This window comes from Amycolatopsis sp. NPDC028719, assembly GCF_055565395.1.
This window is the reverse complement of the sequence record NZ_JBVHUL010000004.1, coordinates 189,415-202,839: the sequence shown is the minus strand read 5'-3', so window position 1 is coordinate 202,839 and position 13,425 is coordinate 189,415. Positions and strand designations below refer to the sequence as shown.

Genomic DNA, 13,425 nt, shown 5'->3' with positions numbered 1-13,425 from the left:
GTTCCTTCGGCATCGAATCCGATGTCGTGACGCGTCATTCCTCCTCGAAAACCCGCTGGCGGATCTGCTTGCCGACAAAGCCGGCTGCGTCGTCGATCTCCCGGCCGCGGACGTCGTGGCCCAGCCCGGGATACACGTGGACCTCGGCGGTGGCGTGGCGAGCGAGCCACCGTTCGGTGCGCACGAGCGCGCCGGGCGGGATGACCCGGTCTTCCCGCCCGCGTCCCCAGTAGACGGGCGGACGGGTGACGCTCAGCGCCTCGTCGCCGGGCTGCTCGTCCCGCGCCACGAACCCGGCCAGGTTCACGCAGTAGGCGAACCGGTGCGGCGCCAACCGCATGAGCTGGTGGGCCATGGCGCCGCCCTGGGAAAAGCCGAGCAGCCCGATCGACGGCGCCTCGATGGTCTCCAGCCACGAGAGCACGTCCAGCGCCGCCGCGTTCGCCACCGCCGGCCGCGGATCACCGATCGGGTTGCCGGCGCTGGGAAACCACGCATACCCACCGGCTTCCGGGATCCGCGCCCGCACCGAGGCGACCACGACCTCGTCCGGCAAGTGCGGCGTGATCAGCCGGTGCAGATGCGTCTCGTCGTAGCTCCAGCCGTGCAGCATCACCAGCAGCGGCCGTGACCGGCGGGCACGCTCCTCTTCGGACCACAGCACCGCCCCGCGGTCCATTCCCGGTTCCCGGTTCATTCTGCGGCGAGCTCGTTCAGCGGGTCGGTGTGCACGGGCGTCCAGCCCAGCTCCCGCTGCGCTTTGGCCGAGGTGAGCTGCTGGTCGAGGGCGAAGGCGTCGGCGATCGGACCCATCTGCTCGCGCGCCTGCTCGAGGGTGAGGGAGACGGTCTTCCCGTCGAGCCCGGCGGCGCGGGCGCACGCCTCGGCGACCTCCTTGGCGGTCGGGTTGACCCCGCCCACACCGAGGTACACCGAGCCCGCCGGGGCCGACAGCGCCGCCGCGTAGAGCCGGGCGAGGTCGTCGAGGTGGATCAGTGCCCAGTGGTTGCCGCCGTCGCCGATGTACGGGATCGCCCCGCTTTCCTTGCCGGGCTGGACGAAGAAGATGTCGATCAGGCGGTTGTCGCCGCCGTGGAGCAGGCCGGGCTGCACGATGACGGGCCGCCCGCCCTCGGCCGCCCGGGCCAGCACCGCGTCCTCGACGGCCCGGCGCCACGCCACGACGGCCGGCGGGTTCCACGCGGCCGTCTCGTCCTGCACACCGTCGGTGTCGCCGTAGACCCAGCTGCCACCGGTGTGCACGTAGGTGCCGCCGCCGACGCCGTCCTGCATCGCGGTAGCGGCCGCCAGGTCCTCCTCACCGGTCGTGGCCTGCGCGAGGTGGATCACGGCCTCCGCCCGCGAGGCCGCGTGGTTGAGCACGCCGAGGTCGGTCAGGCCACCGCGGACGGCCGTCGCCCCGGCGGCGACCACGGCCGCCTCGGCACGCTCGCTGCGCGCGAGCGCCTCGACGGTGTGCCCGAGCCGCACCAGCTCGCCGATCGTCGCCCGGCCGATGTAACCCGAACCGCCCGTGAGGAAAATCTTCATCGCTGTCCCTTCAACCGGAATCCGTTCCTCCTCCACGGTGGCCCGGGCACCCGCTGTGCGTCCAAGACCCGTTTCGTGCGCTGTGATGCCCTGACGGCATCAACGACCTGCGATGATGGGTGACGAGAGCGGGAGGTGCGCCGACGTGGACTTCGACTTGCGGAAGCTGCGGTACTTCGTCGCGGTGGCCGAAGAGCTGCACTTCGGGCGGGCCGCCGCGCAGCTGCACATCGCCCAGCCGGCGTTGTCGCGCCAGATTCGCGCCCTCGAGGACGAGCTGAAGACGCTCCTGTTCGTCCGCGACCGCCGGACCACGGTCCTCACCGCGGCCGGTGAACAGCTCCTGGCCGACGCCCGGGACCTGCTGGCGGCGGCCGAAGCCGTGCACCGGAGGGTCACGGCCGCAGCAGAGGCGAAGGCAGTGCTCACGATCGGGTTCATGCCGGGCATCGTGGTCACCCCGGCGGTGCGGGTGCTGGCCCGGCAGCGGCCGGACGTCGGCGTCCGGTTGCTGCGCACGAGCTGGCACGACCAGGTGGAGGTCGTCCACGACGGCCGCGTGGACGTCAGCATCGTCCGGCTGCCGATCGACCAGCGCGGGCTGACCGTGCGGCCGCTGTTCACCGAACCCCGCGTCGTGATGGTGCCCGCCGGGCACCGCCTGGCCGGGAAGGAGTCCGTGTCGGTCACCGAAATCGCCGACGAGCACCTGCTGCAGGACCCCGACGCCGTCCCGGAGTGGCGGGACATCGCGCTCGAACTGCGCAAGCCGGACCGCCCCGAGGTCCCGCGCATCCACAGTGTCGAAGAGAAACTGGAACTGGTGGCCGCCGGGGCGGGGATCAGCGTCATCCCGTTGTCGACGGCGACGTTCTACACCCGCCCGGACGTCATCGGCATCCCGGTCGAGGACATCGGCCCGAACCAGGTTTGCCTGGCTTGGCTCACGACGCGCCGGTCACCCCTGGTCGACGCCTTCCTCGACGCCGCGGCAAGCCTGGTGCCCTAGTCCTGCAAGCACGCCAGTCGGCTTCCGCGAACGCACCCCTCAACGCGGCGATGTCCGGCACCGCACCGCGTCGTCGAGATGACTTCGGTGACCGATGGCGCGGTGTACCGGCGGTGTTCGTGCCGGGACGAGAACAAGAAGTCGCTCGGTGATGCGTGTCCGAAGCTGGCGAACAAGCGGCATGGGCGGTGGTACTTCCGGATCGAGCTGCCGGAGGACGCGCAGGGCAACCGCCGGCCGCGGCGCCGCGGCGGCTACGAGAGCGCGACCGAGGCCGAGAAAGGCTTGCAGCGGGTCCGAGACCTGCTGGGGATCGCCGAAGTGGGCGGCGCGACCGGCTACGCGTGGGGCACCTGGATGCGATGTTCGAGGCGATCGTGGAGCGCAACGAGCAGATCGCCGAGTACCGGGCCGGCGGCGACCCGCGCAAGATCCGACGCGGTGAAGTGGCAGCGACCGGTCGGGCCGACGTCGCTGCACCGCATCAAGGAAACACTGCGGGCGATCCTGCGCCCAGCCCGATGGCAGTCCGCTGCATCCAGCGGACGTGGCGGACGAGTTTGCCCGGCTGATCAAGCTCGCCGGCTTACCCCGATCACCCTCCACGGCCTCCGCCACGGCGCCGCGACGCTGGCTCTCGGGGCTGATGTGGACATGAAGGTGATCCAGCACATGCTCCGGCACTCGTCGATCAAGATGACGATGGATCTCTACACGAACGTCGCCGAAGAGGTCGCCGCTGATGCGGCGCGGAAGCTGGCCGGGGCGATCCCGCGAAAGGTTTTGCACTCGGATTGCGCTCTCGGGCTCCCCTCGGGCTCGCAAATGTTGGTCCGTGTCGCCTGGTCGAAGGTCCTCGTCGGCGCTTCTTGACCGGTCGGTCGAGTACGTCCGGAAGGCTGCCGGGCCCGCGAGCAAGACGGAGCGGTTATGACGCGGCTCGGGGGCTGGCTTGCTCAAGACCTTGCTCTGTCTGTCCAGTGCGCCTGTACCGGGCTGGTCGCGCTAGGTGCGGCGTATGCCTCGTATCGCCACGGACGTGAGTTCGCGCTTCGCTTCGGCGCGGACACGGTGACGGCGTCGATCTGGCCGCTGTTGGTCGACGGCCTGCTGACAATCGCGACGGTCGAGCTGTGGAAGACCCACCGCGGCGGCGGCGTCGGTAGGTCGAGTCGGTGGGTGGCGTGGCTGGCGTTCGTGTTCGGCATCTGCCTGTCGTTGGTGGCGAACATCTGCTCGGCGCCGGTCGTGAGCGTGTTGCAGGTGACGGTGGCGGCGTGTCCGCCGCTGGTTTTGCTGCTGGCGGTCGAGCTGTTGAACGGCGCGTTGAAGCGGCGTTCTCGCGAGACTGCTAGCGCTCGTAGCGAGACGTGCGGGCTGTGCCTCGACACGGAGGCGGACGACGAGACCTGGAAGTCGGTTCAGCCGGCGATGGTCTCGCGGCCGAGCGAGGAGGACTCCGAGCGGACGGCTGAGCAGCGGATGTGGGAGTACTACGTCGGCGAGCGGGCCCGCGGCCGCACACCGACAGGCGCCGAGCTGGATCGAGTGGTCGGAACGCACAACTAGGGCCGTCGGATTCTCCGGAAGTGGAGGACCGAGCAAGATCGGCAGTTTGACGGCATCGGACGTTCTGCGGCGATAGGCGTCGCAGAACGTCCGCGAAAGCGGTCGTCTACTCCGGTCCGCCGTTCCTCGGGGCAGTCAACGGGTTTCTGTTTCGCCGGGAGGCCAACCGGACGACCCTCCCGCCGACGGTGCGGGAAGAGCCGGGCCAATCCGATACGGCGGCGGTGGGCACCGGCGAGTGTCGAGAGCGGTTGTGTTCGGACTGGCCGACGTAGCGCAGGCGGAGGCGGTAGAAGAAACCGCGTGTCCGACGGCCCGGACGACATCGAAGGCGGAGGCCTATGCCGGTGCTTGCCTGTGGGCCACGCGGAGGAAAGCTCCGGTGGACTTGCGAGTTTTCGCCGAAAACAGACATATTGGCACATAGCAGTCATTGTGCCAATAGAGGCGTTGTGATGACACTCGGGTGATTCAGCCGAATGCATCTACCCGGCATGCCTAGTTGACCATAGATTGACAAGTGCGGGTGCGACGGGAGGCGCGCCCTTCTGGTGCGGTCCCCGCTAGGCGCATCCCGGCGATTCACATCGATGCTGATCGCCGGTTTCTTGCGCGCCCAAAAGTCGAGGAACAACCATGGTCGACGAAGCCGTAATCAGGGCTCAGCAGTTCGTGAACTCGTACACCGTGTCGGGCATCCCACGTGTTGAAGAAAACGGGAAAACAAGCTGGTCGGTGATGTACGCCCTCACTAGAATCCTCCAGTACGAACTCGGAATAACTACGCTCTCCGACAACTTCGGGCCGACGACGATATCTACCCTTCAGGCCAAGTACCCGGTCATCAACGCGGCCACCAACCACATCAACCTCTATCGGGTGATTCAATCCGGCCTGTACTGCAAAGGTTACGACGGCGGCGAAATCGACGGAACCTACAACTCCCGGGTTTCCGCTGCGGTCCTCAAGGCGAAGCAGAACATGGGTGTAGCCGCCGTCTACTCCGTCGACGGCGTAACCCCCAAAGTCCTTAAGGCGTTGCTCAACATGGATGCCTACGTCGTCACATCCGGCGGCAGCGAGCAAACCAGGTCGGCGCAGCAGTGGCTGAATTCCAAATACATCAACCGAAGAGACTTTTCCATCATACCCTGCGACGGGAACTTCTCTCGTGACGTGCAGAAAGCACTCGTGTACGCGATCCAGTACGAACTGGGGATGTCCGACGACGTTGCCACCGGAGCGCTCGGCCCGATGACCGAGAACGGTCTCCGCGGCCACGTGCTCGCCGTCGGCTCGACCGGTACATGGGTCAATCTGTTCAGTTCTGCCATGATCTTCAACAAGCGCCCGAACGTAGCGTTCTCGTCGACATTCACGTCGGAGATCTCAGTCGCGGTATCGGCGTTCCAAAGCTTCGTCAGACTGCCGGCGACGGGCAACGGTGACTTCCCGACCTGGGCCTCGTTGCTCGTCTCGCATGGTGACACCAGCCGCCGCGGGACCGCCTGCGACACCGTGACCCGGATTACCGACGAGAAGGCCCTCGCGTTGTTCAACGCCGGCTACCGGACAGTGGGCCGCTACCTCTCCAACGTTCCCGGGTCGACGCTGGACAAGGCGATCCACGAGGGGGAGCTCGCGCTGATGGCCCGGTACGGGCTCTCCGCCTTCCCGATATACCAGACCTACGGCGGCGAGGCCTCGTACTTCAACCGCTCCCAGGGGGTCGCGGACGCCCTGGCCGCTCTCGAACGAGCACGACACTTCGGTTTCCAGGGCGGCACACGGATCTACTTCGGCGTCGACTTCGATGCACTCGACTTCCAGATCACGGAAAACGTCCTTCCGCACTTCACCGGAATCCGGGATACCTTCGCGAGATATGGCGCCGTATACGGCTACACCATCGGCGTCTACGGCCCGCGGAATGTCTGCAGCAGGGTAGGGGCGGCAGGGTTGAGCTCCGCGAGCTTCGTATCGGACATGTCGAGCGGATACTCGGGAAACCTGGGCTACACGATGCCGGCTGACTGGGCCTTCGACCAGTTCGTCACGGTCACCGCGGGGACAGGCGACGGGGCAGTGGAGATCGACAGTGACATCGCGTCCGGTCGAGACGCGGGGCAAAACAGGTACGACCCTGGGGGGTCGGACGTCGAACTGGACGTCTCGTTCGACAGGACCATGCGAAACGCGCTGCTTGCTGACGTCCAAGCCTATTTCGAAGGTCTTGGCGTGCCCGAGTCCGGGGGCTCTGGCGCCCAGGCTTTCACGGTGTGGACGACAACACAGTCGCTGGACCAGGTCCTCAACATCGACTGGCTCGCGACACGCCTGGCCCGGCAGTTCGGGATCCGCAAGGCGATGATCCAGTGCCCCTTGCTCTGGGAGCTTCGCGCGCTCCGCACCGACGACGCGGTCGCCGACGACCTCGTCATCGACCACTACTCCGGCACCGGCCTCAGCTCGAGCACGGACAGCAGTACCGGACCGGGCCAGATCTTCGCAGCGACCGCGATCAGAGCGCAGAACTTCTGCATCGGTCGCAATCTGATCTCGGGCACGTTCCTGGATCCGGCGAACGAGGCCGATCTCTGGCAGGTGTGGCAGCAGCTTCACAACGACGACGTATTCAACGTGAGCACGATTCCACTTGTCCTCATGCACGCGGCAAGTCTCATCAGCGTCCCGCTGCCGGGGCTGCACACCTCCGAGGAGGACACACGGCAGATCATGGCTCGCTACAACGGCACCGCACCGAGCGCCCAAGGCTACGGGACGGTCATGCTCGGCCTGTACCGGATCTATGAGAAGTACTACGCGCCGCAGCGCGCCCTCTGAACCTTCCCGAAGCCAACTCGAGGACGAAATGAATCCATCAGCGAGACAGCTGCGCCGTCGCCTGGTCGTCGGCGCGGCCATCGCGACCGTGTCGACGGCCGGCTGGGCGCCCATCGCAGCCGCGGCTACCTCTGCACCGGCGCCACCAGGCAAGCCGCGCGCCACGGCAGATCCCACCGAGCTCAGCACCAACGGTTGGCCCATCGAACCGGCGGCCGACTCAGGCGGCGCGATCTGGACCAGGCCCGTACCCGGAACGGCTGTCGAGTTCGCCGTGCGCCTCGGCAGCGTGGCAGCCATCCTGATCCACGTCGTCCGGCGCTACCACTACGAGATCGACAACCTGATTCCCGGTGAGGTGGTCGGTCACCACCAGGTCGCTTCAATCCCCGCTGGGCCCGAAAGCAACTACTTCTCGGGAACGGCGGTAGCTATCCGGCCCGGATGGTTCCCGCCCGCCGCGGCCGACGGCCACACCCCTCGCCAGAAACTGCTCATCGCCGACATCGTGTCCGAACTCTCCGGCGTTGTCCGCTGGGGCGGTACCTTCCACCGCGCGTGGGAATCGCATTTCCAGATCGACGTGGCTCCCGACGACCCACGGCTCGACGCCGTCGCATCCTGGATCAACAAGTGGCGGGACCATCCCGACCAAGGCGCTGGTGCACTGGCGAAGGGAAGCTGACCGCGGCCCGCGAGAGAGCCGTCCGACGCCGGTTCGGCCATCGGTAGGCTATCGATCGTGCGAGACGACGGCGCCCGGAGCGTAGGTGTGGCGAGAGCAGTGGTCATGACGTCGGGGCTCGTCCTGATCGCTGTGGGAGTCGTCGCTTCGGGCGCGCTTCTTCTTTTCTTCGCACTGGCCCACGGCGGTCGCGACTGGGCTGGTTCCGAGACGACGTTCACGATGTTCATCTTGGGTTCGGGGTGGACAGTGCTTGCCGGCGGGTTCGCGGTGTGGGTGTCCCGGCGGACGCGTAGCCGTACGATCTGGCTCGCCGGATTGCCCTGCATCGCACTCGGTGCGATTCCTGCCGCCATCGTGGCGGTGGACCTGCTCTTTCTCCTCCCGCACTGATCTCCGAGGTCGCGGCCTCCACGAGGTCGCCCGCCTAGTAGGTGAGGTCGCCTTCGAACGAACTGCCCATCAACCTGCCAGTGCTGGCAAGGTCTTCGGCATCCGACCAGAGCGAAAAGTTGGCATGAGGTTGCCGGGCCTTTCGTCGGGGCCCGCCGACAGTCGCAGCGGTGTGCAGCTGGCCATCAACCCACTGGAGAAACTCGCGTGGCGAGGCACCGAAGGGAGCAGGGGGTGGACACCGAGCCACGGCCGGCGCCGAGCTGGTCGGCGATCTCGGCGGTGATGGTGGCCCGTCGGGCCGAGGCTCATTCCTGCTCTGTCGGGCTGGTCCGCTGAGGAGTCCGGTCCTGGTCACCTGCCGGGCTCGGATTGCGGTCAGCCAGATCCTCCGGCAACTGCCGGCCGCTGGAGTGCGCCAATGTCGCCTGCACCGTCGAGAACCTCGGCGCGCTGCGCCGCGAGCACGACCAGATCATCGACGAACTCGCTGTCCGCCCCGGCCTGCCCCCGGCGCTGACACAGCGTCTGAGTTCGCTGTCGGAGGAGACGGAGAACTGGGCTGCATCGATGTCGGCGATCGCGGCTTGCCGTGCGCCCGGGACGGCCGACGGCATCGGGCGCGTTGTGGCGGCTTCCGGTCCCGTGCGGCCGCGAAGCAGACGCGGGCTTATCCGCTCGGGGCCGATGTGATTCCGGGGCGGAGCGTGGTGACGGTGGGGCAATGGTTGGACATCTGGCTGGAGATGCGCCAGACCCTGAGCTTCACCACGTCGCCTGTACACCCAGCACGTGAACGACTACCTGAAGCCCTACCTGGGGAGTACGCCGCTGCGGTCGCTGACGGTGGCGCGGGTGCAGGCGATGTTCGTGGCATTGGCCGGGGCGAACGCGACCCGGGAGCGGCCGCCGTCGCCGGCCACGTTCGTGCGGATCCGCGGGACGCTGCATGCGGCGTTGAAGGGTGCGATCCGGGTGGGGTTGATCGAACGGAACCCAGCGCACCTGGTGGAGCTGCCGGCGGGCCCGGCGGCCCCGTGCGGTGGTGTGGACCGACGCGCGGGTGGCGCATTGGCGGGCGACCGGTGAGCGTCCGCCGGTGGCGGTGTGGACGGCCCGGCAGACGGCCGAGTTCCTCGAGCACGCGCGCGGTCACCCGGTGTACGTGCTGTATCTGGCGGTCGCGTGCTCGGATTGCGGCGCGGCGAAGCGACCGGCCTGCGCTGGCGATCTCGACCTCGACGCTGCGGTGGTGCAGGTATCGCACCAAGTCCAGGACCGCGGTGGCCGCACGGTGGTGTGTCCGCCGAAGACCGAAACGAGCGTCCGCACCTTGGCGCCGGATCATGGCTTGGTGGCGGCGCTGCGGGCGCTTCGAGCAGGGCGGCGGCAGGAGGAGGGCGGGGAGCCGGTCGGGTTTCTGTTCACCAACCGGCATGGCGGGCCGTGGAGTCCGGGGTATGTGACGCACACGTTCACCCGGTTGGTTGCCAAGACGGGGTTGCCGCCGATCCGGTTGCACGACCTGCGGCACGGCGCGGCGAGCCTGTCCCTGGCGGCGGGAACGACTTGAAGGTGGTGCAGGCGGTGCTCGGGCATTCCAGCATCGTGCTCACCGCGGACACCTACACCAGTGTCCTGCCTTGCCTGGCTCATCAGGCCGCCGAGGCAACGGCGGCTTTGGTGCTGGCGGCGGCTCGCGATGCGGCGGGCTTAGTTGCGCAGTCGGGGGAGCGGGAAACGACGCGGGCGAGGCAAGGGACGCCATGCCCGCAACAAGAAGGCCAAGAACAACGGCCGGCAAGCGCGGTCTCATTCGGCCCCGCGCCGGTCCCACCCATGATCAAAGCCCACCGGCAAGATCCTCGTGATCAAGGATACTTGCAGGTGGGCTTCGATTCAGTGGGGTGCGCCATCAGGGACTCGAACCCCGAACCCGCTGGTTAAGAGTCCCCACCCCGACATGTCAGACGGTGTCGCGTAATGCCGGACAAGATCGTCTTGCTTGGTCGCCGAGTGGCGGCAGTGTCGGGGTGTGTCGTGGTTTGTCGTCGCGTCCGTGCGCTCTCGGGCTCCCCTCGGGCTCGCAACTGCCGGGCCGTGCCGCCTGGTCCAAGCTCCTCGTCAGCACTACTTGATCGGTCCGGCGGGCGCGTTCGGGAAGCTGCCGAACCCGGGAGCAAGGCTGAGCGGATATGAGGCGGCTCAGTGGCTGGCTTGCTCAAGACCTTGCCCTGTCCATTCAGTGCGCCTGTACCGGACTGGTCGCCCTCGGCGCGGCGTACGCCTCGTATCGCCACGGACGTGAGTTCGCACTCCGCTTCGGCGCGGACGCGGTGACGGCGTCGATCTGGCCGCTCTTGGTCGACGGTCTGCTGACGATCGCGACGGTCGAGCTGTGGAAGACCCACCGCGGTGGCAGCGAGTCGGGCCGGTGGGTGGCGTGGCTGGCGTCCGTGTTCGGCATCTGTCTGTCGTTGGTCGCGAACATTGGCTCGGCGCGGGTCTTGAGCCTGTTGCAGGTGACGGTGGCGGCTTGTCCACCGCTGGTGTTGCTGTTGGCGGTCGAGTTGTTGAACGGGGCGTTGAAGCGGCGGTCTCGCGAGACCGGCTCCGAGACCGCCAGTGCTCAGTGCGAGACGGCTGGGCAGTCTCTCGAGTCGGAGACGGACAACGAGACCATGAAGCCGGAGCAGCACGTTATGGTCTCGCCGCGAAGCGCAGAGAACTCCGAGCGGACGGCCGAGCAACGGATGTGGGAGTACTTCGTCGGCGAGCGGGCTCGCGGCCGCACGCCGACGGGCGCTGATTTGGATAGGGCGGCCGGAACGCACAACTACGGCCGACGGATCCTCCGCAAGTGGCGGGCTGAGGATCGCCAGCACACTCGGAGGTTGCAGCCGCCTTCGCCTCCTTCCGGTCAGCCGGAGGAGGTAGAAGCTGCTCTGCTCGTCCGCTGACGTCCGCCCATGCCGATGACAAGACGTACGGGTGTTGTGTGCCGCGGGGTCGCGATCAGAGCCGGGTGCGCCACCGGCTCGTCCACCGCAGTTCAGACCGGCCAACGAGCGCGGACGATTCCGTCGTCGTCCGGCTGCACGGCCACGAGCAGCGGGTTGTGGTCGTCGGTGGTGTACGGCAGGAGCATCGCCGCTCGGGCGCCTGCCAACGCCTCGGTCAGGCCGGCCCGGTCATCGCCGTCGGCGTGGACGCTGTGGATGCGGCCGTCCACGTGCTCCACGACAACCCAGCCGGCGAAGTCCGGCGGCATCGTGCGCAGCACTGCCGGAACATCGGTCGACAGATCCGGCCACACGGACAGGAGAGCGCGCGGACCGAGGTCGGGCACCGCGGCATCGGCCGTGATGCGATGCCAACGGGAGCCGTTGCCGACGACCTGCTCCTCCAACAGCACCGCGCCGTGCCGTTCCGCGAGTGCCGCCGCCTCGGCCCAGAACGCCGCGTCCGCCGGACGCGACTCATACGGCCCGTCGCCATCCGGGTCGTAGGGCGAGCCCTCCAGCGGCTCGACGAACAAACCACTCGCGGCGGTCAGCGCGACCGCACGTCCGCACGGTTGCGCGCTTCCGATGTACATGTACTGGTCATAGCCGACATGGACGAAGAACCGATCCCCCGATTCAAGCCGGCACCACGCACCGCTGCCACGCAACATGGCGCGCACCAGCTCACGCCCGACCTCCAGAGTGATCCGCGCGCCGTCGTGATAGCCGGTGAGATCGGGCGGAAACAGCCCGTGCAGCCCATGGCCGTCGATGAGCGGCTCAACACCGAAGTGGACGACTCCGCTGACCGCGGGATCACGGATCGTCAGCTGAGTCACGCCGGTATCCTCGGCGAACGCCGTCACCGCGGCGAGGTAGGCGGCCTCCACCGGACCGTGGTCGCTCGACACGTCCTCGGACCCGCGATACGCGCCCCGGTCGTCGCGATCGGCGGGATCGTACTTGGTGATCCGGTAGACATGCGATGCGGTCATGACCGGCTGGGTCGCCCTTCGGAAGCGTGGTTGATCGGTTCGAGCACGCTAGCCGAGCCAGCACGTCGACAACCACCAGATAACCGCGAACGTCCTGTCATGCCGCTGGTCGAGCGCCGTAGACGTCGCTACTGCCGATGTGCGCACGTTGGGTGCAGCTGCGATCTGCGTCGTGAGCCTGCAAACTGAAGTCTAAATGTCGTGTCTGCTCGTATTATTTCCAGAAGGAACGACTGGGCATGTCGCTTGAGCCGTCGAATCGCGCACTGACGCCGCAAGATCGGCGCTTGAGTGGCAGCGACATTGACGTGATGAACCTGCCATCGCTGTCATCACGGACGTCACTCCGCATTGTCCGCCCCAAGTACGGGTGCTCAATCAACTCACTGATCCGACGATGGCGGAGAAGCAACCACTTCATCACGGTAGTTGTCGTAGGTGTCGAGCAATCGTCGCTCCCAGGTGGCGAACCTCGTGTCAAGATCGGCCCGGCCGGCGCGCGCGACCGCGTAGGCCATAACTTCGCGCGGCAGCGCCAATGACGTTGGCTCTGGCTTGTCCTCGATGTACGCCAGCTCCGCCGCCACGGCTGGTACCAGTTCGGGACGAGCCTCGTCAGCGAGTTGGAGCAAACGTACACCCCGAAGTATTCGGTCGTCCGCTGGGAGGTGCGCGCTATACCACTTGTGTAGCGTGGCAAGCATCTCTGCGCGTAGCTTCGCTGCGACGGCGCCAGGGGAAGACAGTACGATGAGGAGGCCGGACAACACTCCCTTATTAGAGCTCGGTCGATCCCGCAGCCACGCGAACGCCGCCGGCACGATCTCACGCGCCAAGTCGGCGAACTCGGGAATGCGTCCCAGCGTGGTCAGCAGCACCTTCCACGCGTACTCGTTCTTCTCCGGCCGATTCTGCAGCCGCGCGAACATCGCCGAAACGATCTCACGCGCCAAGTCGGCATGACCGGGGACCCGTCCCAGTGTGGTCACCAGCGCACCCCACGCGGACTCGTTGTTCTCCGGCCGATCCCGCAGCCATGCGAACGCCGCCGAAACGATCTCACGCGCCAAGTCGGCAAGACCGGGGACCCGCCCCAACATGGACAGCAGCGCACTCCAGGCGGACTCGTTGTTCTCCGGGCGATCCCGCAGCCATGCGAACGCCGCCGGCACGATCTCACGCGCCAAGTCGGCAAGACCGGGGACCCGCCCCAACATGGACAGCAGCGCACCCCACGCGGCCTCGTTGTTCTCCGGCCGATCCCGCAGCCATGCGAACGCCGCCGGCACGATCTCACGCGCCAAGTCGGCAAGACCGGGGACCCGCCCCAACATGGACAGCAGCGCACCCCACGCGGCCTCGTTGTTCTCCGAC

Annotated in this window: 13 protein-coding genes; 9 read left to right on the top strand and 4 right to left on the bottom strand. The window is 67.4% G+C overall.

What is annotated here, in order from left to right:
* Positions 1-34: 34 nt before the first annotated feature.
* On the bottom strand, positions 35-697 hold the full coding sequence (locus tag ACZ4TR_RS19375; RefSeq protein WP_465288320.1) for an alpha/beta hydrolase: 663 nt from the start codon (positions 695-697) through the stop codon (positions 35-37).
* Positions 694-1,551: an NAD-dependent epimerase/dehydratase family protein gene (locus tag ACZ4TR_RS19370; protein ID WP_465288319.1), complete on the bottom strand. Its 858-nt coding sequence runs from the start codon at positions 1,549-1,551 to the stop codon at positions 694-696. Before ACZ4TR_RS19370 ends, ACZ4TR_RS19375 begins: the two co-directional genes overlap by 4 nt.
* Positions 1,552-1,696: 145 nt before the next feature.
* Between ACZ4TR_RS19370 and ACZ4TR_RS19365 the strand changes: the two genes are divergently transcribed.
* The 9 genes from ACZ4TR_RS19365 (at position 1,697) to ACZ4TR_RS19325 (ending at position 11,011) form a co-directional block, all read left to right on the top strand.
* Positions 1,697-2,560: a LysR family transcriptional regulator gene (locus tag ACZ4TR_RS19365; RefSeq protein WP_465288318.1), complete on the top strand. Its 864-nt coding sequence runs from the start codon at positions 1,697-1,699 to the stop codon at positions 2,558-2,560.
* A gap of 87 nt (positions 2,561-2,647) precedes the next feature.
* Positions 2,648-3,433 carry a tyrosine-type recombinase/integrase gene (locus tag ACZ4TR_RS19360; protein ID WP_465288317.1) on the top strand — a complete coding sequence of 262 codons (786 nt, stop codon included), beginning with the start codon at positions 2,648-2,650 and terminating at the stop codon, positions 3,431-3,433.
* 57 nt (positions 3,434-3,490) lie between these two features.
* Positions 3,491-4,129 (top strand): DUF2637 domain-containing protein, encoded by a 639-nt coding sequence (locus tag ACZ4TR_RS19355; protein WP_465288316.1) that lies wholly within the window; start codon positions 3,491-3,493, stop codon positions 4,127-4,129.
* A 636-nt stretch (positions 4,130-4,765) separates the two neighbouring features.
* The gene (locus ACZ4TR_RS19350) at positions 4,766-6,973 is read left to right on the top strand and encodes a glycoside hydrolase domain-containing protein (RefSeq protein WP_465288315.1); all 2,208 of its coding nucleotides are present in this window, start codon (positions 4,766-4,768) and stop codon (positions 6,971-6,973) included.
* 28 nt (positions 6,974-7,001) lie between these two features.
* Complete coding sequence (locus tag ACZ4TR_RS19345; protein WP_465288314.1) at positions 7,002-7,658, top strand: M15 family peptidase; 657 nt, start codon at positions 7,002-7,004, stop codon at positions 7,656-7,658.
* A 105-nt stretch (positions 7,659-7,763) separates the two neighbouring features.
* The gene (locus ACZ4TR_RS19340) at positions 7,764-8,051 is read left to right on the top strand and encodes a hypothetical protein (protein WP_465288313.1); all 288 of its coding nucleotides are present in this window, start codon (positions 7,764-7,766) and stop codon (positions 8,049-8,051) included.
* Between the two features lie 792 nt (positions 8,052-8,843).
* A complete protein-coding gene (locus ACZ4TR_RS19335) occupies positions 8,844-9,140 on the top strand; it encodes a hypothetical protein (protein ID WP_465288312.1) in 297 nt (98 codons plus the stop codon).
* Positions 9,141-9,150: 10 nt separating this feature from the next.
* Complete coding sequence (locus ACZ4TR_RS19330; protein WP_465288311.1) at positions 9,151-9,624, top strand: site-specific integrase; 474 nt, start codon at positions 9,151-9,153, stop codon at positions 9,622-9,624.
* A gap of 622 nt (positions 9,625-10,246) precedes the next feature.
* Positions 10,247-11,011 carry a DUF2637 domain-containing protein gene (locus tag ACZ4TR_RS19325; RefSeq protein WP_465288310.1) on the top strand — a complete coding sequence of 255 codons (765 nt, stop codon included), beginning with the start codon at positions 10,247-10,249 and terminating at the stop codon, positions 11,009-11,011.
* Between the two features lie 92 nt (positions 11,012-11,103).
* Here ACZ4TR_RS19325 and ACZ4TR_RS19320 read toward each other — a convergent pair whose 3' ends face one another.
* Complete coding sequence (locus tag ACZ4TR_RS19320) at positions 11,104-12,051, bottom strand: RNA-binding protein (protein ID WP_465288309.1); 948 nt, start codon at positions 12,049-12,051, stop codon at positions 11,104-11,106.
* A 383-nt stretch (positions 12,052-12,434) separates the two neighbouring features.
* On the bottom strand, positions 12,435-13,425 hold a 991-nt coding region (locus ACZ4TR_RS19315; protein ID WP_465288308.1), incomplete at its 5' end, for a hypothetical protein.

Excerpts from the sequence above, each read along its gene's own strand:
- ACZ4TR_RS19370 (WP_465288319.1), bottom strand. The coding sequence starts at position 1,551 with ATGAAGATTTTCCTCACGGGCGGTTCGGGTTACATCGGCCGGGCGACG.
- ACZ4TR_RS19320 (WP_465288309.1), bottom strand. The coding sequence starts at position 12,051 with ATGACCGCATCGCATGTCTACCGGATCACCAAGTACGATCCCGCCGAT.
- ACZ4TR_RS19375 (WP_465288320.1), bottom strand. The coding sequence starts at position 697 with ATGAACCGGGAACCGGGAATGGACCGCGGGGCGGTGCTGTGGTCCGAA.
- ACZ4TR_RS19355 (WP_465288316.1), top strand. The coding sequence starts at position 3,491 with ATGACGCGGCTCGGGGGCTGGCTTGCTCAAGACCTTGCTCTGTCTGTC.
- ACZ4TR_RS19350 (WP_465288315.1), top strand. The coding sequence starts at position 4,766 with ATGGTCGACGAAGCCGTAATCAGGGCTCAGCAGTTCGTGAACTCGTAC.
- ACZ4TR_RS19345 (WP_465288314.1), top strand. The coding sequence starts at position 7,002 with ATGAATCCATCAGCGAGACAGCTGCGCCGTCGCCTGGTCGTCGGCGCG.
- ACZ4TR_RS19325 (WP_465288310.1), top strand. The coding sequence starts at position 10,247 with ATGAGGCGGCTCAGTGGCTGGCTTGCTCAAGACCTTGCCCTGTCCATT.
- ACZ4TR_RS19340 (WP_465288313.1), top strand. The coding sequence starts at position 7,764 with ATGACGTCGGGGCTCGTCCTGATCGCTGTGGGAGTCGTCGCTTCGGGC.